The organism is Reichenbachiella sp. (assembly GCF_039941815.1).
GTDB lineage: Bacteria > Bacteroidota > Bacteroidia > Cytophagales > Cyclobacteriaceae > Reichenbachiella.
Window position 1 is genome coordinate 363,890 of the sequence record NZ_JBDVDW010000061.1, and the last position, 22,510, is coordinate 386,399.

20 protein-coding genes are annotated in these 22,510 nt (G+C 41.4%); 4 read left to right on the forward strand and 16 right to left on the reverse strand.

The genetic code is table 11. The features are described from left to right. Positions 1 to 3 precede the first annotated feature (3 nt). Positions 4 to 516: a gamma carbonic anhydrase family protein gene (locus ABJF11_RS15600; RefSeq protein WP_348120933.1), complete on the reverse strand. Its 513-nt coding sequence runs from the start codon at positions 514 to 516 to the stop codon at positions 4 to 6. A gap of 23 nt (positions 517 to 539) precedes the next feature. Continuing rightward, on the reverse strand, positions 540 to 1,256 hold the full coding sequence (locus ABJF11_RS15605) for a pyridoxamine 5'-phosphate oxidase family protein (RefSeq protein ID WP_348120935.1): 717 nt from the start codon (positions 1,254 to 1,256) through the stop codon (positions 540 to 542). A gap of 35 nt (positions 1,257 to 1,291) precedes the next feature. On the opposite strand from ABJF11_RS15605, the gene ABJF11_RS15610 reads away from it, so the two are divergent. From ABJF11_RS15610 to ABJF11_RS15625, 4 genes are all read left to right on the forward strand, one after another. Then, complete coding sequence (locus ABJF11_RS15610; protein WP_348120937.1) at positions 1,292 to 2,725, forward strand: PLP-dependent aminotransferase family protein; 1,434 nt, start codon at positions 1,292 to 1,294, stop codon at positions 2,723 to 2,725. Positions 2,726 to 2,871: 146 nt separating this feature from the next. Beyond that, positions 2,872 to 4,014, forward strand: a complete 1,143-nt coding sequence (locus ABJF11_RS15615; RefSeq protein WP_348120938.1) for an FIST N-terminal domain-containing protein — start codon at positions 2,872 to 2,874, stop codon at positions 4,012 to 4,014. Then, positions 4,011 to 4,892 carry a HAMP domain-containing sensor histidine kinase gene (locus ABJF11_RS15620; RefSeq protein ID WP_348120939.1) on the forward strand — a complete coding sequence of 294 codons (882 nt, stop codon included), beginning with the start codon at positions 4,011 to 4,013 and terminating at the stop codon, positions 4,890 to 4,892. The genes ABJF11_RS15615 and ABJF11_RS15620 overlap by 4 nt, the downstream gene beginning before the upstream one ends. Positions 4,893 to 4,962: 70 nt before the next feature. Continuing rightward, on the forward strand, positions 4,963 to 5,379 hold the full coding sequence (locus ABJF11_RS15625; RefSeq protein ID WP_348120941.1) for a VOC family protein: 417 nt from the start codon (positions 4,963 to 4,965) through the stop codon (positions 5,377 to 5,379). 125 nt (positions 5,380 to 5,504) lie between these two features. Here ABJF11_RS15625 and argH read toward each other — a convergent pair whose 3' ends face one another. From argH to rpsF, 14 genes are all read right to left on the reverse strand, one after another. Further along, positions 5,505 to 6,839, reverse strand: a complete 1,335-nt coding sequence (argH, locus tag ABJF11_RS15630; RefSeq protein ID WP_348120995.1) for an argininosuccinate lyase — start codon at positions 6,837 to 6,839, stop codon at positions 5,505 to 5,507. A 61-nt stretch (positions 6,840 to 6,900) separates the two neighbouring features. After that, on the reverse strand, positions 6,901 to 7,980 hold the full coding sequence (locus ABJF11_RS15635) for a M20 family metallo-hydrolase (RefSeq protein ID WP_348120942.1): 1,080 nt from the start codon (positions 7,978 to 7,980) through the stop codon (positions 6,901 to 6,903). Further along, positions 7,965 to 8,750, reverse strand: a complete 786-nt coding sequence (argB, locus tag ABJF11_RS15640; RefSeq protein ID WP_348120943.1) for an acetylglutamate kinase — start codon at positions 8,748 to 8,750, stop codon at positions 7,965 to 7,967. Before argB ends, ABJF11_RS15635 begins: the two co-directional genes overlap by 16 nt. 18 nt (positions 8,751 to 8,768) lie before the next feature. Beyond that, positions 8,769 to 9,710: an N-acetylornithine carbamoyltransferase gene (locus ABJF11_RS15645; protein ID WP_348120944.1), complete on the reverse strand. Its 942-nt coding sequence runs from the start codon at positions 9,708 to 9,710 to the stop codon at positions 8,769 to 8,771. A gap of 91 nt (positions 9,711 to 9,801) precedes the next feature. Further along, entirely contained in the window at positions 9,802 to 10,929 is a 1,128-nt protein-coding gene (locus tag ABJF11_RS15650; RefSeq protein ID WP_348120946.1) for an aminotransferase class III-fold pyridoxal phosphate-dependent enzyme, read from the reverse strand. After that, positions 10,930 to 11,736: a pyrroline-5-carboxylate reductase gene (gene proC / locus ABJF11_RS15655; protein ID WP_348120948.1), complete on the reverse strand. Its 807-nt coding sequence runs from the start codon at positions 11,734 to 11,736 to the stop codon at positions 10,930 to 10,932. It abuts the gene before it with no gap. Positions 11,737 to 11,752: 16 nt separating this feature from the next. Further along, entirely contained in the window at positions 11,753 to 12,718 is a 966-nt protein-coding gene (gene argC, locus ABJF11_RS15660; RefSeq protein WP_348120949.1) for an N-acetyl-gamma-glutamyl-phosphate reductase, read from the reverse strand. Then, a complete protein-coding gene (argG, locus tag ABJF11_RS15665) occupies positions 12,715 to 13,899 on the reverse strand; it encodes an argininosuccinate synthase (protein WP_348120951.1) in 1,185 nt (394 codons plus the stop codon). The genes argC and argG overlap by 4 nt, the downstream gene beginning before the upstream one ends. Continuing rightward, a complete protein-coding gene (locus ABJF11_RS15670) occupies positions 13,896 to 14,516 on the reverse strand; it encodes a GNAT family N-acetyltransferase (RefSeq protein ID WP_348120953.1) in 621 nt (206 codons plus the stop codon). Before ABJF11_RS15670 ends, argG begins: the two co-directional genes overlap by 4 nt. Before the next feature lie 283 nt (positions 14,517 to 14,799). Further along, complete coding sequence (locus ABJF11_RS15675) at positions 14,800 to 15,789, reverse strand: GSCFA domain-containing protein (protein WP_348120954.1); 990 nt, start codon at positions 15,787 to 15,789, stop codon at positions 14,800 to 14,802. A 634-nt stretch (positions 15,790 to 16,423) separates the two neighbouring features. After that, positions 16,424 to 21,124: a glycosyl hydrolase family 18 protein gene (locus ABJF11_RS15680; RefSeq protein ID WP_348120956.1), complete on the reverse strand. Its 4,701-nt coding sequence runs from the start codon at positions 21,122 to 21,124 to the stop codon at positions 16,424 to 16,426. A gap of 309 nt (positions 21,125 to 21,433) precedes the next feature. Then, positions 21,434 to 21,877 (reverse strand): 50S ribosomal protein L9, encoded by a 444-nt coding sequence (rplI, locus tag ABJF11_RS15685; protein ID WP_348120957.1) that lies wholly within the window; start codon positions 21,875 to 21,877, stop codon positions 21,434 to 21,436. 9 nt (positions 21,878 to 21,886) lie between these two features. After that, on the reverse strand, positions 21,887 to 22,138 hold the full coding sequence (gene rpsR / locus ABJF11_RS15690) for a 30S ribosomal protein S18 (protein ID WP_348120958.1): 252 nt from the start codon (positions 22,136 to 22,138) through the stop codon (positions 21,887 to 21,889). Next, positions 22,135 to 22,491 carry a 30S ribosomal protein S6 gene (rpsF, locus tag ABJF11_RS15695; RefSeq protein ID WP_348120959.1) on the reverse strand — a complete coding sequence of 119 codons (357 nt, stop codon included), beginning with the start codon at positions 22,489 to 22,491 and terminating at the stop codon, positions 22,135 to 22,137. The genes rpsR and rpsF overlap by 4 nt, the downstream gene beginning before the upstream one ends. Positions 22,492 to 22,510 lie beyond the last annotated feature (19 nt).

Sequence of the window (22,510 nt, forward strand, 5' to 3'; positions counted from 1 at the left end):
GATTTATTCTTTGAACCAGCCTGCATACTTCACATAGTTGTCAGCAGTGCGCTCGATCATACCAAGACCCTTTTCTCCAATCTCCTTGACCTTACGAGCCGGATTTCCCACGTATATTGAATTGGGTTCTATGATTGTATTTTCAAGCACAATCGTCCCAGCGCCAATAATAGACCCACTTTTCACCACCACATGATCCATCACAATTGCTCCCATACCTATCAATACATTGTCCTCAAGCGTACAGCCATGGACGATTGCATTGTGACCGATAGATACGCGATTGCCAATCACAGTCGCTGCCTTTTGATAAGTGCAATGAATAATGGCTCCATCCTGAATATTGGTATAATCTCCAATGGAGATGGAGTTGACATCTCCCCTCACGACGGCGTTGTACCATACGGTGCAGTGATGCCCCATGGTCACGTCACCAATCACCGCAGCTGTCTCCGCAAACCAGCATTCATCCCCATATTTTGGCGTGATGCCATTCACTTTTCTTATCAAACTCATATCCAGATTTGTTTACAACAAATCTATTCTTTTGAGTTTTGCCATGCAAGTGTGGCTGCCTCACTCACAGCTATACCTGGCTTTAATTTTTCATCAGCCACAGGTTCCTCGTACCGATTCGAAATGGGTAGTTCTCCTGCCCAAACATTGAGATCATAGTCGCTGGCCTCATCGACCGGCCCGCCAGATCTGACTTTCGCTGAAGCGGCATTTATTTTAAACCTCAAGACTGAGGTAATATCCAATTCCTTCTCGCTAGGCAATCTGCATTCATCCCAGCGACCCTTGAGGATATTTTCTGTAATCACAAACAAGCCGTGATTTTTCTCGTCTCTAGTTTCCAGTTCTTCAGCCTCACCGAATAGTATAACTGATCTGTAATTAGCAGAATGATGAAATGCTGACCTTGCCAGTACCAAACCGTCAAAATGGGTAACTGCCATACACACCGGAACGCCTTGCTTCACAGCTTTCATTGCTCGGCTTTTAACAGAACCATGGACATAGATAGTCTCTCCCTCTCTCCCATAAGCGGTAGGTATCATAAATGGCTCGCCGTTGATCACAAAGCTTAAATGACATATGCACCCGGCATCAAGAATGTCGAATACTGTCTTTTTATCATATGTAGCCCGCTTAGCTCCTCTTACTACTTTGTTCTTTTGTGTTTTTTCAAACTGTTCCATCCGATTGTTTTTTTTAATAATCTTCTCAAAACTATGGAGTAACTGGATTATCATTGTAATCCATTTTTGATAATTTAACTGGTCCAGATATGTTGCCATGGAAATCAATCATCACAATAGACAAGTCAGACAATAGGCCGGTCTATCTTCAAATTTCAGATGGCATCATTACTGAGGTGATGAAGGGTCGGATCATGAAGGGACTGAAAATGCCGGGTAGCAGAAAGCTTTCAGAACTGCTAGGATTGAATAGAAAAACAGTGATACAAGCATATGATGAGCTCATGGCACAAGGCTGGCTGGAAATTCAGCCGACTAAGGGTACCTTTATAAAGAAAACCCTTCCAGAAGTCCGCCATCAACCCTTAGGAGGTGCAGTAAATCATGTCAATACTGGCGTACAAAAGAAGACAGTGAGCAAATATGATATCCCCAGAGGGGAATTTATCATCGACGACGGAACTCCAGACTATCGGTTGGCTCCTATTGATCATCTACTCAAAACTGCAAGATCCATTTCAAAAGGAGTCATAGGAAGGGCTGTATTGCAGGGCAATCATTTTTTTGGTGAAGTCACGCTACGTAAGAATCTAGCTACCTATTTGTCATCCACTCGAGCTATAAATGGTAGCCCCGAAAACATTCTGATCACACGTGGGAGTCAGATGGCCATTTACCTTGCGTTCGCCACTCTTCTTGATCGTGGGGATCGAGTGGTCGTTGGAGAATTAAATTATCATTCTGCCGACCGAGCGATAGAAAGTTTAGGAGGTGTACTATCCAAGGTGCCCGTGACCAGTGACGGCTTGGACATCAATGCCATCGAAAAAGCTGCTCAGAAGAATTCTATTAAAGCTTTGTACATCACGCCACATCACCAATATCCTACGACAGTCACCATGCCTGTAGAAAATAGGATGAAGCTACTGGCACTCGCAGAACGATATGACTTTTACATTGTAGAGGATGATTACGATTACGACTACCACTACAAGCATTCACCCATTTTACCTTTGGCTAGCATTGATAGAAATAGTCGAATCATTTACATAGGATCCTTTAGCAAAATTTTGGTTCCTGCGATTCGTATAGGCTATATGTTTGCCAGCGAGCGGGTTATTAATTCTTGCGGCCAATTGCGAATGCTAATAGACAAAATGGGAGACCCTATCATGGAGCGTGCTCTTGCTGAAATGATTAGTTCAAATGAGATCGATAGATTTCTAAAAAAGGCCATCAACCACTACAAAATTCGCAGAGATCTTTTCTGCGGTTTGTTGAAGCAAGGCCTTGGAGAAGCTGTAGATTTCATGAAGCCAGAAGGAGGTATGGCTGTATGGGTGACCTTTAAGAATGCCAAAATCGCAGATTTGATGTTAGAAACTGAGAAGCTTGGCCTCTCACTCAAAATTGACCTTTATAAGGGATATGAGAACGCCTGTCGATTTGGATTTGCTTCCATGACACCAGATGAAATCAGGGCAAATACTGACATGCTGATTAAAGCAGTCAGAAATTGTTAGAAATTCATGTTTAACATCACTGAAATCTAATGTTATTCTGATCAATATGCCATAGTTTAAATATCTTGCCATATATTTAATATCGCAACTGCCATTTCGTACCAGCTAACTACAAATCTCAAATGTAATGAAGTAAAGATTTTTGGATGCAAGTAGAGCAAAGAATATGGAGTAATAACAATAAATGGGAGATCATATCAAATCATGACCTTGGCGAATCGGCAAACCTTGTTTTCGTTTTCGGGTCAACAGAATTAGTACAAGATCAATCCAAATTTGATGAAATCAGAGCACTTTATCCTTCAGCAGAAATTGTTGTTAGCTCTAGCTCAGGAGAAATCATGGTAGACCAGGTTACTCTAAATACCATGTGCGTAACGGCCATACATTTCGAGCATACGACTATTAAAACTTTAGAAATCAAGCTTGACCAGGTAAAAGACAGCTTTGATGTAGGCGCTCATATTTCAGCACAGATTGATAAGGATGACTTATCTAATTTGATGATATTTTCCAATGGCGACCAGATTAACGGATCTCACCTTCTCACAGGTCTTCAATTTAATCTATCGGAGTCAGTTCCAATTACTGGAGGACTTGCAGGTAGTTACGAGCCCTTTTCGGCGACTTATACCGGACTAAACGGCGTTGGCATTCAAGGGAGTGTAATTGGTATTGGCTTCTACGGAACCAAACTAAAAATTGGTCATGCTTCCCGAACTGGATGGACTCCATTTGGACCAGAGAGATTTATCACCAAGTCCAACAACAATGTCTTGTACGAATTAAATGAAGAACCTGTACTCGACTTCTATAAAAAATACCTTGAAGGTCTATTCGATGACATGGTCGAGGCTATCAGAATCTATCCACTCGGCATCAACACTGAAAATGGACAACCAAGACTCCTAAGAGCATTTTTGGACTACGACCCTGAGAAGGGAGGAGCGCTTTTTGCCGGTGATATGCCAGAAGGAGCTAAAGTCAGAATGATGAAATCGAATATCAATTCGTTGATTGATGCTGCGGGTGAAGCTGCGCTGGCCAGTACCGAACCGTTTGACATAGATCAACCGGATCTCGCTTTATGTGTCAGTTGTGTTGGCCGACAATTTGTGCTTGAAGAATGGATTGGCGAAGAAATTCAAAATGTCAATGAGGCTTTCAACTCTAAAGTCCCCATCGCAGGATATTACTCGTATGGAGAAATATCTCCGCAGCGCCAAAATCAGAAAAGTGCCTTGCATAACCATACTATGACGATTACAACATTCAAGGAAATAATATGAAGCCGGACTTGAACAAAATATTGAACCGTCAAATAAAGAAGTATGCAAATGGCGAAGGCATACCTGAAAATCTCGAACCATTGTTCAACAGTATCAGTCTCTTCTACGACAATTTCGAAAGAGATCAAAAGCTAGTCGAGCGGGTCATGGATCTTAGCTCTGACGAACTGATGGATTCCAACATGGAGCTCAAAAAACTCAATGAAGAGATGGACCGTTTTGTGTATAGCACCTCTCATGACCTGCGTGCACCATTGCTTTCCATACTTGGCTTGCTCAATATTATCGAAAATGAAAATACTCAATATGATATCAAAGGGTATCTAAAGCTGCTAAGAGACAGTACAGTAAAACTCGACCGCTTCATTAGTGACATTATAGACTATTCAAGAAATACCCGATTGGAAATCAATTGTATCGAAGTTGATTTCTCATTGTTAATAGAAGACAGTTTCAAGCACCTCAACTATATGCCAGGGTGCTCTACCCTATTGAAATTGATCAATATTGATGAGCATGCCAAACTTTATAGCGATGATCGCAGGTTATCTATCATTTTTAATAACCTCATTTCAAATGCGATCAAATATCAAAAAACGGAAATAGAAGATAGCTTTGTCAATATTGAAGCGGAAATCACTCAAACTGAGTTGCGTGTGGAAATAGAAGACAATGGTGTGGGTATCGCAGAGCAGTACATTACAAACATTTTCGACATGTTTTATCGAGCTTCTCCAGAGGCCAAAGGATCGGGATTAGGGTTATACATTGTACAAGAGACTCTTGAAAAGTTAAATGGTACGATAGAGGTGGAATCCACCCTGGGAGAAGGTACCAAATTTATCGTCACAATTCCGAATATGACACTTGGTAGTTAAAGCCTATTGAAATGAAAGTTCTGCGCACAATTCTCCTCCTCACCATTCTATCACATTTAAGTTTTGGACAGTGGCTGACCTTGATGATCCCAAGCCTTACTTCACTGCTATACTAGTGAAGGATATGACTAAATCTTTGGATTGGTATCAAACGACGCTAGGTTATGAAATCATTGACAGCAAAGAATACCCAGAGATGAAATTCAAGCAAGCCAATTTAAAAAGAGGCGATTCTGCACTGGAACTCATAGAACTGGGCAATGCTCAAAAACCGGAGGACCTTATTGCTGACTTCAACTCAAAATCGAAGATCACTGGTCTATTCAAAGTGGGATTCAGCGTTACTAAATTTGATCTGTGGGTCGAGCATCTTGAAAATGCTGGTGCTCAATTCCACGGCAATGTGGTAGAAGATCCGGTTTCCAAAAAACGAATGCTTATTCTTCTCGACCCTGATGGAAATCGAATTCAAATTTTCGAGCGATAGTCCTTTATCCAGATCCATGAGGTCAGATTCTAGCTTCATCGCTAACCTGATCCATTTTCTTCAATTGACAAAAAAACTTGAGTTTACCCAATAATCATTGGGAATACAACTAATTGTTCACACTGTTACTCCGTCAGGTTTTTGATGGATTGTTCAGCTTTTTCAAAATTAAAAGCACTTATGATCTGCTGTAGTTTGTTCTCGATTTCTTCGTTAGCCGGATTGCCGATGCTTCCAAGATGAGTATGCTTCACTTCTTTATTTAATGTACTCCCTCCTGCTTCCATGGCCTTACCCACTTGAATATATGCCTCTCGAAATGGTATACCTTGATTGACCAGTCGATTGACCTCTTCCACACTGAATAAGTCGTTGTATTTTGGGTCTTCCAGCAGTTCAGTTTTCACTTCTATTTTTTTCATCGCGAATGTGCAAATCGAAAGTGTTGATTTCAAGTCATCAAAGGCTGGGAGAAACGTTTCTTTGATCGTTTGCATATCTCTATGATATCCAGAAGGCAAATTGGTGGTAATCAAAGAGATTTCACCAGAGAGTACCTGCAGCTTATTCATTTTTGCTCTAATCAATTCAAATACGTCAGGATTCTTTTTATGCGGCATGATGCTGGAGCCTGTTGTCATTTCTACAGGCAACTTAAGAAAACCAAAATTCTGAGAATTGTACAAGCATATGTCCATGCTCATTCGAGAAAGTGTAGCAGCTATACTGCTCATAGCAAAAGCGACTGATTTCTCTACCTTGCCCCTGCTCATTTGTGCATATACCACGTTATAACTCAAATCGTCAAATCCAAGTAAATCAGTAGTCATTTGCCGATCCAGCGGAAAGGATGAACCATACCCGGCACCAGATCCAAGAGGATTCTGATTGGTAATTTTGTAGGCCGCCAGGAGCAGTTGCAAATCATCCGTTAGACTTTCCGCATACGCACCGAACCAAAGTCCAAAAGAAGATGGCATTGCCACTTGCAAATGAGTGTATCCAGGTAACAGAACGTCTTTATGTTGCTTGCTCAAGTCATTGAGTGTAATGAATAGATCAGTAATTAAACTTGTCAACTGTTGAATTTCATGGCGGATAAAGAGTCGGAGATCAACAAGCACCTGATCGTTTCTAGAACGGCCACTGTGAATCTTCTTTCCTACGTCGCCTAGTGCCCGGGTCAGTAGCAACTCGACTTGTGAATGCACATCTTCGATACCTTCCTCAATGACGAATTCATTCTTCTCGACTGTCTGATTAATTTTCTTAAGTTCGATCAACAATTGACCCAATTCGTCGTGGCTGAGCAGACCTATACTTTCAAGCATAGTGGCATGAGCCATAGAACCATACAGATCGAATGGAGCCAGAAGCAGGTCTAGTTCTCGATCTCTGCCTACTGTATAAGCTTCGATTTCTTTTGATATCTCATTCGTTCCTTTATCCCAGAGTTTCATAATATTCTCATCATTGATCAATGGTTTGACACTCAATAAGTAGGTCAATCCATTAACCGGTTTACAATTTCAAATCTTTCAATAGGTTGATGTATCCACTAATACCCTCCTCTATTTCGTTTATTCCAATGTACTCATCTGCGGTATGTGATCTTGCAGAGTCCCCTGGCCCAATCTTGACGGTATCAAAAGACATCAGGGATTGATCCGAAAGCGTGGGTGAACCATAAACTTCCATACCCAGCCCGATTCCTCTTTCCACGATCGGATGGGTGGCAGGCAATCCTGATGGATTAAGACGTACTGATCGTGGTGATACTTGCACATCCATCAACTGCTTTATTTGATCCACAGTCTCCATGTTGGAATAAGCATCAGTTGTTCGTACGTCGACCACAAACTTGCATCTGTCAGGCACCACATTGTGCTGAGTGCCAGCTTCTATCATGGTAACAGTTTTTTTGATAGGGCCCAGCCATTTAGATTCTTTATCAAAGCGATAAGACTTCAGTTTTTCAATTTCTGTCAGAGCTTTGTAGATCGCATTGGCTCCCTCATCTCTGGCCGCATGCCCACTTATCCCTATGGCTTCACAGTCCAATACTATTAACCCCTTCTCTGCGATTGCAAGATTCATTTGTGTAGGTTCTCCTACGATTCCCAAGTCGATGATACCCAGCTGTGGTAAGACAGAAGCCACGCCATTTGCACCAGATATTTCTTCTTCTGCCGTGGCTGCCAATATCAGATTGTAAGGCAATCCCTCCATGTCATGGTAGTGCAAGAAAGTTTGAATCAAACTAACTAATGGTCCACCTGCATCATTGCTGCCCAATCCATATAGTCTGCCCTCACGGTGAATTGCCTGATAGGGTTCTAGCGCGTAGGACTCGGCTGGCTTCACTGTATCAGTATGCGAGTTCAACAAAATAGTCGGCATGTCATTGTTCCACTTTTTTGACTTGAGCCAAATGTTATTACCATGACGGTCGGTATCTAAGTCTTTGGTCTTAAAGTAGGAAATCAAATAATCAACTACTTCACCCTCGTCTCTGCTAAGAGATGGTATCTCGATCATGCCTGACAAGAGACCGACCGCTTCACGTGTCTCCTTGTTATAGATATTTAGCCCTTCTGACATAGCACTGTTCCTGAATAATGTTCTGAGTCAATTGTGTCTATTTTATCAAAGTGACAGACCTTGACATGTTTCACTCCCGCATCGATTGCATCAAATGCATTATCTATTTTTGGGATCATCCCGTCGTTGATGATTCCTTTGGTTTTCAAACCTTCATAATCCTTCTTCACAATTAATGGAATCACAGTTTTGTTGACAAAATCACTGAGCACACCGGGCTGTTCAAAACAATAAACCAGGTCTACGTCAAACCTCTCACTCAGCGATGCGGCGAGCGCAGAGGCAATGGTATCTGCATTAGTATTCAACAGCTGACCATTGTTATCGTGAGTCAAAGCACATATCACTGGAGTGATCTGAAGATTGATCAATGAGTTTAATATATCATCATTAACTTTCTCAATATCACCAACATAACCGTAGTCAATTACAATATTCATTCGCTTATATGCTCTGATGAGATTTAGATCGGCCCCGGACATACCTAGCGCCTGAAGATCAAGGCTTTGAAGCTTGGCGACAATCTGTTTGTTTAATCCAGCATAAATCATGGTTACGACCTCGATGGTAGCCTGATCAGTAATGCGCCTGCCTTCTATCATCTTGGGCTCGACTCCTAATTTTCTTTGCCATTCAGATGCAATATTTCCACCGCCATGGACAAGAATTTTCTTACCTTCCAGCTGAGAAAATTTCTTTAGAAAGGCATCGAGCGCTTCTACTTCGTTGATTACTTTCCCACCTATTTTTATGATTGTCAGCTTTTCCATAGATCCGTTAGTTTGCTTCTATCCTATTAATTTTCTAAGTACCAGATTTGCTGATGTCACGCGATGTGCTGCCTGCTGCATCACGATGGAGTCATCGCTATCGATCACCTCGTCAGTGACAATTACATTTCTCCGGACAGGTAGACAGTGCATAAATTTGGCCTGATTCGTCAGTTTCATTTTCTGTTGATCTACAATCCATTTTTTGTCCTGGCTAAGCACTTGTCCATAATCAGTATAGGATGACCAGTTTTTTGCATATATAAAATCTGCTCCCTCAAAGGCTTTGCGCTGATCATATTCCAGGGTCGCACCTTTCACAAATTCCGGATGGAGATCATAGCCTTCGGGATGAGTAATGACAAAATCAAAATCCATATGAGAGGCCCATTGCGAAAAGGAATTGGCTACTGCCTGAGGCAGGGCCTTTGGGTGCGGTGCCCAGGACAAGACCACCTTTGGTTTGTCCACTTTTGCAAATTCTTTGATGGTAATCATATCGGCTAAAGACTGTAATGGATGCAAGGTCGCAGACTCCATATTAATGACAGGAATACTACAGTGTTTTACAAACTGATTGAATACTTTCTCGCTATAGTCATCTTCTTGATTGCTCAATGAAGCGAATGAACGTACGCCTATGGCATCAAAGTAGCTACTCAGAACGCCAGCGGCTTCCTTGATGTGCTCGCTGGTGTAGCCATTCATTACAGTGCCGTCCTCAAATTCAAGCTGCCAACCTTCCTGATTCAGGTTGAAGATGAAAGACTGTATACCGAGATTAAAGGCTGCTTTTTGCATACTCAACCGTGTCCTTAGACTTGGATTGAAGAATAACAGACAAATAGACTTGCCAGTATATACATGAGGCCCATAGGTCTCAATTTCGTTCTTAAGCGCTATTGCTTCATCTACCCAACTCTGGGGGTCATCTACATCATCTATCGAGCAAAAATTCATGCGTCTTGTTTTAATTTCTTATTTTAATAACGTCTCTCAAATACTTCCCCTAGTGTATAGCATCGAGGGAAGTATTCGACTATTGATTTATTCAATCAACTATTTCTCTTAAAGCATTGACAAATGTGTCTGCTTCCTTTTTACCTATTCCTAATGGCGGCAATAACCTCAACACGTTAGGGCTTGTGGCCGCACCTGTGAAAATCTTATAGTCACTGATCAGTCTTGAACGGATTTCTTTCACTGATCCTTCAAACTCCAGACCGAGCAGAAGGCCTTTGCCACGGGTTTCTTTGATAGCCGAAAGCTGTGCCAAGTTACTCTTGAGATACTCACCTATTTCGAGTGCGTTCTGCATCAGATTTTCCTCCTTCAATACTTCAAGTACAGCAAGTCCCGCTGCACATGCGAGATGATTACCTCCAAAGGTGGTCCCAAGTTGACCATAAGTCGCCTCAAACCTTGGAGAGATCAGTACTCCGCCGATTGGAAAACCATTGCCCATGCCTTTAGCAACCGTGATCAGATCAGGCTTAATCTCAGCGTACTGAAAGGCAAAGAATTTACCTGTACGTCCATATCCTGACTGTATTTCATCTAGTATCAACATGGTACCTGTCTCATGACAGATTTCTTTTAGCTTGCGCAAAAACTGAATGGATGGTTCGTGGATTCCTCCGATTCCCTGAATGCCCTCGATCAGTACCGCAGCATATTCTTCTGTGGCCAGCGCCGATTGAGCAGCATCAATATCATTAAGTGCTATTAGGTCGATATGATCAGTAGGATTGACTGGTGCCTGAATCTTGGGATTGTCTGTAGCAGCCACTGCCAGTGAGGTTCTACCATGAAATCCATTTTTGAATGCCAATATCTTTTTTCTACCGGTTTGAAATGAAGCCAGCTTTAAAGCATTTTCATTTGCTTCTGCTCCTGAGTTGCACAGAAATAGTTGATAGTCTGATAGTCCGGATAGAGTGCCTAATTCTTCAGCCAAACGATCCTGAATTGGAATCTTGATAGAATTGGAATAAAATCCAATTTCACCTACTTGCTGGGTCAGACGGGCTACATACATTGGATGTGAGTGCCCAATGGAGATGACTGCGTGCCCTCCATACATATCAAGATAGCGTGTATTATTATCATCCCACACGTATGCTCCTTTGGCTTTCACTATGTTGATATCAAAAACAGGATATACTTTATAATTCTCCATCTACTTGTCTGATATGATGTCAGAAATTTTGTCATACGACTTCATCAGTCCTTTGATTAAGGCAGAGCTCATCCCCTCATGCTCCATCTCGTTCAATCCTGATATGGTACAACCTCTTGGGGTGGTAACTTTGTCAATTTCCTCTTCGGGATGACTGTCAGAATTGAGCAGGAGGCTCGCAGCACCCATACAAGCTTGTGTAGCCATGTTTTTAGCATCGGGAGCATCGAATCCCAGCTGAATGGCTCCCTGGGTAGTGGCACGAATCAAGCGCATCCAAAAGGCGATTCCGCTTGCGCAAATAACCGTAGCTGCCTGCATCATATTTTCTTCGATAATCAGCGATTGTCCTAAGGCATTGAATATCTGCTGAGCCAATCCCAACTTGTCCTGGCCCTCTTCATTGGCACTCAGACAGGTCATGGACTGACCGACGGATATAGCTGTATTCGGCATGCTTCTGATCACGGCTTTATCCTTACCGATTACCTCTTCAATATTGGCTATTGCACGGCCAGTTACCGTAGAGATAATAACATGTCGGCCTTCCAGAAGGACTCCTTTGATCTCTTGTAGGACATTGTTGATCTGGCTGGGCTGAACACATAGAATAATCACATCCGACTGCTGTACAGCTTCAATATTACTCGAGGTGACTTTTACTTTGTTGCTGTCAAATTTATCGGCCAATCCAGTCACATTTCGTTTGGTCAATGTCAGTTGATCCACCTGAAATTGGTTCTGACCGGCGATACCCTGGGCAATCGAAAATCCCAAATTCCCTACTCCTATTAATGCTATTTTCATTGTATTTTGATCAATGTTAAAATCCACTACTTTTCAATCGCAGTCCTTCTTTTTGGTCCGAGCCAAACATGATATTCATATTCTGTACGGCCTGGCCTGAGGCTCCTTTTATTAGGTTGTCTATCACCGAGGTCACCAATACTGTATCACCATGTTTCTCCACATGAATCAGGCACTTGTTGGTATTAATGACTTGCTTCATATCGGGTGCTTCGTCCAATACATGTACAAAGGCAGCTGACTCATAAAATTTGCGGTAAGAATCGATAATCACTTCTTCGGTTATCTCACATGTGGTGTACATGGAGGCGAAGATTCCTTTGGCAAAATTTCCACGCACCGGAAGAAACTTTATGTCATGAGAAAAATCGTTTTGCAACTGCAATACGGATTGATTGATCTCGGCCAAATGTTGGTGATTGAATGCTTTATAGATGGAAATATTGTTGTTTCGCCAGCTATAATGCGATGTGCGACCCGGTTGCTGTCCAGCACCGGTAGAGCCTGTTAGTGCGTTGACATGCACGTCTTCTACCAGCCAACCATTGGCTGCTAATGGCAATAGACCCAGTTGAATGGCTGTAGCAAAACATCCCGGGTTAGCTAAATACTTGGCTTCTTTAATAGAATTTAGATTCAATTCTGGGAGCCCATAAACAAAATCATTACCTGCTGCCTTGAGTCTAAAATCGTTGCTCAGATCAATCACTTTGATGCCTTCAGGAAGGGCATATGAATCCAAAAACTCCTGCGTCTTTCCATGCCCTGAGCAGATAAAAATCACATCTACAGAAAGGGCAACTTGATCTGTGAAAGACTCTTCTAGTTCTCCAATCAAATCTTTGTGAATCGTATGTATCTTTTCACCAGACTGACTGCTGCTGTGTACAAAGGATATTTTCACCATTGGATGATGAGCCAATATTCTCAGCAACTCTCCCGCTGTATACCCCGCACCGCCAATTATTCCCGCCTTTATCATGAGTTGATTGAATTAAAGATTTTTGACTGGTTGGCTAATATCTTTGTGAAGCCTTTCACGTCTTCTCCTGACCAGCCATTATTCATTTCCCCATACTGCCCAAATGTTGAACTCATCAGATCTTTGTCAGAGGAGATCCCAAGTACTTCAAATCGATAAGGTGCTAATTTGACCTTGACAGTCCCGGATACATTTTTTTGAGTGCTTTGCAGAAAAACCTCGATGTCTCTCATCACTGGGTCCAGGAATTGACCTTCATGAAGGAGCATCCCATACCAGTTAGCCAGCTGTTCTTTCCAGTGTTGCTGCCATTTGGTAAGCACATGTTTCTCAAGCGTATGATGAGATTTGAGTATAACTACGGGAGCGGCAGCTTCAAAACCAACTCGACCTTTGATTCCGATGATGGTATCTCCTACATGTACATCTCTGCCTATTCCATATTCAGACGCAATCTCATTGATTGCGAAAATAGCTTCCACAGGATTCATAGATTTCCCATTTAGCCCTGCTAGTTCTCCATTTTCAAATTGCAATTCTATTTCTTCACTTCCATCTTTCTCTACCTGGCTAGGGTAGGCGCTTTCTGGCAATGAAAGATGAGAGGTCAGGGTTTCATCTCCACCGACGGAGGTCCCCCACAGTCCTTTGTTTATTGAATATTTGGCCTTCTCCCAGGAAATGTTGACTCCTTTGGTCGCCAGATATTCGATCTCTTGCTGTCTGGTAAGTTTATTATCTCTGATGGGTGTGATGATTTCAACATCAGGGCAGATGATTTGAAAGATTAAATCAAAACGGACTTGATCATTTCCAGCACCTGTACTTCCATGTGCTATGCAATCTGCATCTATGGACTTTGCAAACTTGGCTATAGCCAAAGCTTGAAAAGCTCGCTCTGCACTTACAGACAGTGGATAAGTATTGTTTTTCAAGACATTGCCGAAGATCAGATACTTTAGACAATTATCATAAAAGTCAGATGTCTCCTCTAAGCAGCGATGCGAATCTACACCATAGGAATGTGCTCTTTTTTCAGTCTGTTCTATCTCTTCTGCCGAAAAGCCTCCTGTATTGACCAACACGGTATGGACTTCATAATTTAGATCCTTGAGATAAAAGGCACAATAGGTCGTATCCAATCCTCCGCTAAATGCTAGTACTACTTTCTTCTTGCTCATTTCTTTTTATTCAATATTCCTTTTTTCTTAAAATTGGTGAGTCGCTGGAGTCGTTTAGCGATCATACCTTGCTGCTTCGGTTTTGTCTGAGATTTTTCATCCATCAGCATACCGGTACAAAGACAGTTAGAGCGATTGTTTCGTTCTAAAATGTCATGATTTGGACAGCTTTTGCATCCATTCCAAAATGCATCATCTGTAGTTAACTCTGAGAAAGTCACCGGACGATAGCCCAGCTCGTAATTGATTTTGAGAACTGCGAGACTCGTAGTAATACCAAACAATCTCGTATTTGGAAATTTTTCCTGAGAGAGAAGCAGGACTTTCTTTTTGATTTTCTTCGCCAAACCAATATTGCGAAATTTTGGACTGACTACAAGTCCCGAATTGGCAACATACTCTTTATTCTGCCAGGTTTCTATATAGCAAAACCCTGCCAATTCGCCAGCACTGGTAGCTATTACCGCCTGCTGTGTTTCGATTTTATGTCGAATATATTCGGGTTCTCTTTTTGCAATTCCAGTTCCACGAGCTTTTGCCGCAGATTCAATTAAATCACAAATTTCCTGAGCAAATTTCACATGCTCAATGGTTGCATATTGCACATCCACGTTCATAATGTATGAACTTTAAACGTTAAATAAATATTTTGAAATCAATGTTGGAATAGAGGTTACCGCATAGGCAACCTATCACTAGCAGACCCCAACGGGCCTGTTGTTCCTCCTAGGTGCAGGAGTAGTAGCAATGAAAGCGATATGTGCTTGTGTGTTTTTCATCTTTGAACGACACAAAGGAAAGCAAACGATTAACAAACCCGCAACTATTTGTCCTGATATTTAATTAATCATTGAATTTTTAGAGAAAACGTAATTTATACCCTGAGTTATTGAATAAATTTCAAGAGTCCAGATCCAATAATTGTTGTTCGAGTATATTTTTTTCTTCTGTGACATCAAAATACTCGGAGTATATATCAAGTTTGGTCAGCTGATTCCTTAAGAATTTCTGATGATTATCGGACATCGGATTGAATGGTCTATGTGACAAAGCTGCTCGGATTTTGTCCCATTCGGTGAGCATTATTTGGGTTTGATTTGAGAAGTAGGCGAGTTGAAATTTTTCCCAGAGGTAGTCTTCAGCCATTTCACTAGGATGAATCATATCGTTTTTATAAAAACGATAATCTCTGAGGTCATCAATCATCATCTCATAAGAAGGAAAATAGGACATACTCGAGGATTTTGACCATTCATGACAACATACTCTTAAAATTGATTTGCTCAGTTGGTTTTCAACTAAACCATCTTTGATATGTCTAACCGGACTTAGAGTGAATATGATCTTGAGATCCGGATTAATGGCTTCTAATTTGGCTTTAAATTCTTGAAATGCTGATGACATCTCATCGAGTGTCAAAAGGCGCTTATCAAATTCTCTCTGAGGAACTTTATGACAATTGGAAACGATCTCATTTGTTGATTTTAGTTCATATACGTATGCGGTGCCCAAGGTAATGAACAAAAAACTTGCTTGTTTCAATTTTTCAACGCTCTCATTCCTGACTAAGCTCAGAAGAGTCATTAGGGTTTCTTCGTCACGAGCAGTAAACTTTGAATGGAAATCGTGATGATAGTATTGTCCTCCAACTTCAACCAGTTTCCGCTCGTCAATCTCACAAGATGTAAGCAATTTAAAAATCGACATTGGATTGTATACAGTTCCAAAAGGATTAACGTCTACTGAAAATTTGCTGTTATGAAGGCGTTGTCCAATGGTTTCAGAAAAACATGAACCAACTGTAAACAATCGATCTGAGTGATTGATTTGCAATGAGGTCGGTTTTGGATGGTACTCTGTTCTGAAATTATTTGAATTGACAATAACCATTTATCAAAGATAAGGCAATATTAAACTTGACGAACTCAAAATGTCCCATTCATACCACTAGATACTTTAAACATGTCCGTTTTATTGACTATTCTGGCCTAATAGTCGCCTCAAGAGTCCTATTTGTCATCGGCCTGACCATTAATTTAGTTCTATGAAATTAGTCATGGTTGGATTTCTTCTTGACATCTAAATTGATGCGAAAGTCATCCTAACCAACACGATCTGGCTATTGATTAATTAACTAGTCTAACCACTTAAGCAAATTCAATTTGTAAGCACACAATTGAAACACATTCGTCAAGAGGTAATCTTGAATTATTTAAAGCTAACAGTCTATTGATAACTATTTAAAAACTCGATTATGACATTCTTATTTAAAATTGTGAACAAGGTTATAAAAAAACAGAATCATGCTCCAGCTGAAGTAATTGATGTGGAGTACTATCTCAAATGTAAGGAAATTAAGAACCGAGAATCATTTAAAACCTCTTACATTGGGTACAGGTAGTATTTTTCAACAGCATATGAATGATAGATGGGCACTAGAATAAAAACCAGAAATAACACTAAGGCTATTCCTGGTTTTTACAATTTGTTTCTATTAGAAGCGTTGGCTCCAAATTTATTCTAATTAATGTTTGACTACCCTGTGTATTTTGGTTTCGTTTCCAATACCCAGCCTAAACAAATATAAGCCTTTCGACATTTGACTGGCATCCCACAATACTCTATGAGAACCTGCGGAATAAGTCTCGCCCTGGATCAAATCTAACACTTTGGCTCCTATCTGATTGTAAATAGTTAGGGTCACCTCGTGTTCTTCTTCCAACGAAAAAGAAAATGTCACTTTTTGACTAAAGGGATTGGGGTAACATAATATGGTATTCAAATCACTATTTACCAGCTCCTCTTCATTGGCTTCGCTACCAACTCGCGCATTAGCAGGGCCCAAATCATCCAAATAGGTTCTGTGATTGTTTGAATACTCAAAGTTGTAGAACTCATCCCAGTTAATCGACCAGGTCATCAATCCTCTAAAATTCGGATAGCCGGACGAATTCACCAAAGTATAATTTCCTCCATATGGGATCCCTTTTACTAAATAATCAAGTGCCTGATGTACCGTAGATGGACTGGTATACCCTCCTCCTGCTGCTTGTGGTGATGCTGGCAATCCGATGGCGACTTGATCTTGTCTCAAAGCAGGAAATCCCTGTACGTGACCCGGTACTGGAAACCCTTGCAACAGCATCTCCGCCATAGCCACTTGAAAATCAGCAGTCCCCTGCTGGTAACATGGACTATTTTGGCCCAAGCCCAGCATACAACCTGTATTATAATGCTGAACATGGATGTAGTTCAAACGATCTTTGAAGGCATAAATGACTGGTAAATAAGCTCCAGCACCTCCTCCATAGTTGTTTAATCCACCTTGAACATAGAGTGTTTCTGGTGCAGCTGTAAGAATCAATCCAGGTCCAAAATGATTAAGAATCGTCTGTGTACCGTTAATGAAATTGACAATCTTTGGACTTGTTGGATTTCTGAAATCGCTATCTCCAGCATTCAACGAAAGTGAACTCCCTTCTAAATCTATGTCCAGCCCATCAAATCCATATTCGGTAATAATGTTAATCATGGAATTGCTATAAGCTTGGGCGTCCGCCGCAGTATTCAAATGAATAGCTCCGTTGGCTCCGCCCAAAGAAATCAGCACTTTCTTACCTTGACTTTGCAGTGCGGCTACATCGTTTTTGAATTCTTGAACTGTCGGATAAATGGAGTTGTCTGGAGTAAATACCATTGTAGCACCCAGTTGAGTTGACGGCTCTGCAAAGGAGATATTGATTACATCCCATTTGTTTGAGACTTCGCTAAGCTTCATACCTCCGGCGCCATTGATAAAATTGTGCCAATAGCCTACTAATAACCTATCGGGCAAATCTCCAGTGGGAGGTGTCACAGTGCCTACGGTAATATTGACAATGGCAGATTCGGTTGATGCGTTTTCATTGTCGGTAGCCTTAGACATTAGCTGATGAGTACCATCCGATGAGGTCCAATAAAAGTTGTAAGGTGAAGACAAATCCTCTCCTACTTTGACGCTATTCACATAAAACTCCACTTTTGAAATGGTGCCATCCGGATCTGAAGCTGAAGCTGCAATATTGATTGATGTCCCGGAGTTAAAATTGGTTCCACTTGATGGGGATGAAATAGAAACCACTGGCACCTGATTACCTGGTGGGTTTGTTCCGCATTCGCCCAAATCATTCCAGGCGTCTTGCCAATGATTGCCGATTCCAGGCTCATAAGCCCAGCCCGAACCGTTGCACCATCCGCTAAACGGATAATCCTTGCACTGGTATTTCTTACCACCATTTTGCACTTCACTACCTGCGACATATCCTCCGCCTTCCTGATACTGAGGTGCGTCACATGTCCCAACATCGCCTGTTACACTGATATTGATACCAGCTGAGGTAGTTGATGCATTTTCATTATCTGTTGCCACAGCAGTCAAAGCAAAACTCCCTTCCGAGCTAATCCAATCAAAGCTGTATGGAGACGACAAGTCTTCTCCTACTTTTGATCCGGCTACGAAAAACTCAACTTTAGTCACTGTGCCATCTGAATCACTGGCGTCTGCCTCGATAGACACGATAGTCCCTTCGGTTATACTTAACCCGTCTATAGGATTGGTAATATTAACCGATGGCGGAACATTGCTACCAACTGCGGTGACAGTGATATTCACTATGGATGAGGTAGTGCTATCACCAAAATCATCTGTAGCCACAGCAGTTAATGAATAGTTGCCAACGAGAAAAGATTGAGAGATCGAATATGGCGCTGCACTGTCGTCTCCAATTTTGACTCCATCAACAAAAAACTCAACCAGAACAACGGCTCCATCTGAATCAGAAGCATTTACTTCAATAGAGATTGATCCTTCGTTGAATGATGTATTATCATCAGGGCTGGTGATCGTTAGAGTCGGAGCCATGTTCTGAGGATCGCCACAGGGACCCAGCTCCAGCCAGTGCGCGTACTGACCATTGTTAGTGGCGGGATTATTCCCTTGTGTCCAATAATTGGCTTGATAAAGTATACCCTCGTGAGCTACTTGATCTCCCCCAAGATAGACAATGGCATTGTCCCAATTGGGTGCCGAACAGGTAGTTGAAGTAGTAGAACTCACCAAGACTTGATCGGATGCAGTCATAGTGTCATTGTCGGACGCAGTGACCAGAATTGTATATGATCCATCCGAACCTGGCGTCCAACTTGCAACATAATTTGATCCACTCAAGACGGCTGGATAATCCTGTCCACCGATAGTAAATATTACACTGGCAATGACTCCATCACTATCAGAGGCTGATGCTGTTAGAGTGACAGACGAACCGGTTGTTAGCTCAGTGCCAGACAATGGATTGGTAATACTCACCTGAGGAGCGACCCCAGCCGTACTATCAGAAACAATTACGTTCACGGAAGATGAAATCCCTATGGCTCCTTCATTGTCCGTAGCTCTTGCGGTAAGAGAATAGCTGCCTATCGTTACATTAGACCAGCTATAACTATATGGTAAGGAGCTATCTTCTCCAATCTTTATTCCATCTGCATAAAATTCAACATTTGAAACAGTCCCATCTGAATCAGATGCATTGGCTTCTATAGTAATTGTTTCACCAGTTTGATAGGAAGCACCGTCTTGAGGGTTGATTAGACTTGCAGTAGGTGGTTGGTTTAGGGGTGTGCTTCCATCAGCGAATACCTCATTGATTGTATTTATAAGTTCAGAGCTTACATTCGACCATCTCTTTAGCTTGGTGCCAAATGACTCTACCGTACCGCTAATTTCAAGATCACCATATACGGTCCAAACAATTGTACCAGCCAGATGGTTGTCTATTACATATTGTGCTTTTAAACCGATCGATTGCTCATTATCATAACTTAAAAAGAAGTTATCCTTGGTCAGATAGGGCACTTTTGCCTGATCATCCCAGTGCTCTGTCCATCCACTATTTACTCCTAGAGCTTGTTGCTTTATATAAAAGTAATTAGGTGTACCATCATATACATCACGGGGCCAGTTGGTAAAGTCAGAACATGTAGTGATCGGCCCATCAGGCTGCACTGTCTCATTCCTTTTCACTGTAGTGGCATTTAAAGCCGCTGATCCATCGGTAATTACCCCTCTGCCGTAAAAGGCAGACCCCATATTAATTTTAGAAGCGGGTATTCCCATTCCTATTAATCCGGTCAAGGTGGAGTGCCAGTTAAACTCTGGAGCTTCCGCATTGTCATATGCATAAAGCGGGGAATTATGCCCGGCTTTGTTTGACCATCCTCCGTTGAAGTCATAGGACATGATATTGAAATAATCCATCGTCTGAGACAATGCAGGCCAGTCAAAACCTTGCAGTTTTGGTACTGAGGCGGCAAAAGCTGCGGTAATAAGCTTGTCGGCTCCGATGGCGTCTCTTATTTCCTGAACCAGGATAGTATAATTGGCATAATCTGCTACTGAACCAGTAAAATTCATTCCAGCATAGGGTCCGGGATACTCCCAATCCAAGTCTATACCGTCGAATCCCATGTTGATCAGCTTTTGGCAGTCGGCGACAAACGTGGCACGCTTGACTGGATCTGCTGCCATTTCAGGGAAATGCTTGCACATGCTCCATCCACCAATGGACGCCATCACTTTGACGCCATTTTGATGAGCCATTTCTAAGATGCCTGGTGCTCCGCCTTCTTTTGGAAGAGGCAATGGAAGAGACCCATTGAGACCCCATTCTGGGTGGCTCCAGGTGTTGCCTCCTACCTCTACAACATATCCATAGGATGCTGCACGTGTTTTTACCTCCTCATTGATAAACTGGACAGCATCAAGTTCTCCAAACAAAATGTGAAAATCCCAGCTACTATATATATCAGTAAACAACAAATCGCCAGGAGCTTGCACTTCTGTGGGTTGATATATATTCTTGTTTCTATGATCACCGCTATGGAGTGACCCATCTTGCGCTACACCAAAGAAGGAATAATTAAGTATAGTATACTTTGAATAATCAATATTCATGTGTGTCAGTGCACCTGCGGCGGGCAAACCTGCATTGGCTGCTTTCCATGCATCCCACTGAGTGATGTACCCAATTATTTGCTTAGAATGATCAGCTGTTGTTGCATTTCCTCCTGTGTTAACCTGAGCTTGGCTGTGAAAAATGAACAATAATTGCAATAATAAAATGTAGGATAATAGATGTAGTCTGCGATGGACGCACTTTCTCCAGCTCATATTTTGATATGAGTGTTTCATAGTTAGTTGGTTTAAGTAAATAATTAATTTAAACTAGGTATGCGCTTACCAATTTAGAAGCTAGATATTATGATCTAAGAATTGTAATTATTTAGCTCAATGGGTAAAGCCTGTAGCGGAAGTGCAAAATATGCTGTAACCAGGGTGAATCAGCACCCAATAGGGCATATTTGAACCGCTCAGCAAGTAAAACCCACCACTCAGCGTGTCGACATGTCACCAATACAGTTTAGAATTGTAATTTCCATTAGGCAAAAAAAAAGCGACACTATCGCTAGTGCCGCTTTCAATATTTTAAGCTTAATCAGCTTATTCAGCTACCACGCTAATGGAAACCTCATGCTGAACTTCTTTATGCAAGTCCAGGGATACTTTGTATTCACCCAAGTTTTTCACTTGAGTTTCAAAGCTGATTTTCTTTCTATCTATATCGAATCCTTTTGCTGTCAAAGCATCAGAAATTTGCAATGATGTAATAGCACCGAAAATCTTTCCACTCTCTCCTGCTTTTGTCTTGATTTCCAAAACTACATCTCCGATAGATTTAGCTAAATCTTCTGCATCTTGTCTAAACTTCTCAGCTTTGTGAGCAGCCTGCTTGATGTTCTCAGCGATCATCTTTCTATTTGATACGCTAGCGATAATTGCAAATCCTTGAGGGATCAAATAGTTTCTACCATACCCAGGCTTTACATCAACTGTATCATTCTTATAACCAAGGCCTTTGATATCTTCTTTCAATATAATTTCCATGTCCTTGTCTTATTTAAGTGAATCAGTAACATATGGCAACAATGCAATATGTCTAGCTCTTTTAACTGCTTGCGACACTTTACCTTGAAATTTCTGACTTGTACCAGTCAATCTTCTTGGTAAAATTTTGCCTTGCTCATTGATGAATTGCAAAAGGAAATTAGGATCCTTATAATCAATGTATTTGATACCGTTTTTCTTGAATCTACAGTATTTAGATTTCTGATCGGATCTGTTGATTTTTTCGTTTACTAATGTCATGATTTAGCCTCCTCTTTCTTTTTGTTGAACGCACCACCTTTTCTCTTCACATTGTAAGCTAATGCATGCTTGTCCAATGCTGTTGTCAAAAATCTTAAGATTTTCTCGTCTCTTCTGTATTCAGTTTCAAGCGCATCTACTAAAGTAGATTCTGCTTCAAACTCGAACAACTGATAAAACCCTGTTTTTTTGTGCTGAATCGGATAAGCTAATTTCTTAAGGCCCCAGTTTTCTTCATTGATGATTTTCGCACCATTGTCAACCAAAACCTTCTTAAACTTTCCGACAGCATCCTTCATCTGATCATCAGACAAAACGGGAGTTAAAATGAATACCGTCTCGTAATTTTTCATTATGAAATATTTAGTTTAA

Coding starts and splice junctions, on each gene's coding strand:
- ABJF11_RS15650 (WP_348120946.1), bottom strand. CDS start 10,929: ATGGAGAATTATAAAGTATATCCTGTTTTTGATATCAACATAGTGAAA.
- ABJF11_RS15620 (WP_348120939.1), top strand. CDS start 4,011: ATGAAGCCGGACTTGAACAAAATATTGAACCGTCAAATAAAGAAGTAT.
- rplI (WP_348120957.1), bottom strand. CDS start 21,877: ATGGAAATTATATTGAAAGAAGATATCAAAGGCCTTGGTTATAAGAAT.
- ABJF11_RS15615 (WP_348120938.1), top strand. CDS start 2,872: ATGCAAGTAGAGCAAAGAATATGGAGTAATAACAATAAATGGGAGATC.
- argG (WP_348120951.1), bottom strand. CDS start 13,899: ATGAGCAAGAAGAAAGTAGTACTAGCATTTAGCGGAGGATTGGATACG.
- ABJF11_RS15670 (WP_348120953.1), bottom strand. CDS start 14,516: ATGAACGTGGATGTGCAATATGCAACCATTGAGCATGTGAAATTTGCT.
- ABJF11_RS15600 (WP_348120933.1), bottom strand. CDS start 516: ATGAGTTTGATAAGAAAAGTGAATGGCATCACGCCAAAATATGGGGAT.
- argB (WP_348120943.1), bottom strand. CDS start 8,750: ATGGAAAAGCTGACAATCATAAAAATAGGTGGGAAAGTAATCAACGAA.
- argC (WP_348120949.1), bottom strand. CDS start 12,718: ATGATAAAGGCGGGAATAATTGGCGGTGCGGGGTATACAGCGGGAGAG.
- rpsR (WP_348120958.1), bottom strand. CDS start 22,138: ATGACATTAGTAAACGAAAAAATCAACAGATCCGATCAGAAATCTAAA.
- ABJF11_RS15605 (WP_348120935.1), bottom strand. CDS start 1,256: ATGATAATCCAGTTACTCCATAGTTTTGAGAAGATTATTAAAAAAAAC.
- ABJF11_RS15680 (WP_348120956.1), bottom strand. CDS start 21,124: ATGAAACACTCATATCAAAATATGAGCTGGAGAAAGTGCGTCCATCGC.
- ABJF11_RS15675 (WP_348120954.1), bottom strand. CDS start 15,789: ATGGTTATTGTCAATTCAAATAATTTCAGAACAGAGTACCATCCAAAA.
- ABJF11_RS15635 (WP_348120942.1), bottom strand. CDS start 7,980: ATGTCAGAAGGGCTAAATATCTATAACAAGGAGACACGTGAAGCGGTC.
- rpsF (WP_348120959.1), bottom strand. CDS start 22,491: ATGAAAAATTACGAGACGGTATTCATTTTAACTCCCGTTTTGTCTGAT.
- proC (WP_348120948.1), bottom strand. CDS start 11,736: ATGAAAATAGCATTAATAGGAGTAGGGAATTTGGGATTTTCGATTGCC.
- argH (WP_348120995.1), bottom strand. CDS start 6,839: ATGAAACTCTGGGATAAAGGAACGAATGAGATATCAAAAGAAATCGAA.
- ABJF11_RS15645 (WP_348120944.1), bottom strand. CDS start 9,710: ATGAATTTTTGCTCGATAGATGATGTAGATGACCCCCAGAGTTGGGTA.
- ABJF11_RS15610 (WP_348120937.1), top strand. CDS start 1,292: ATGTTGCCATGGAAATCAATCATCACAATAGACAAGTCAGACAATAGG.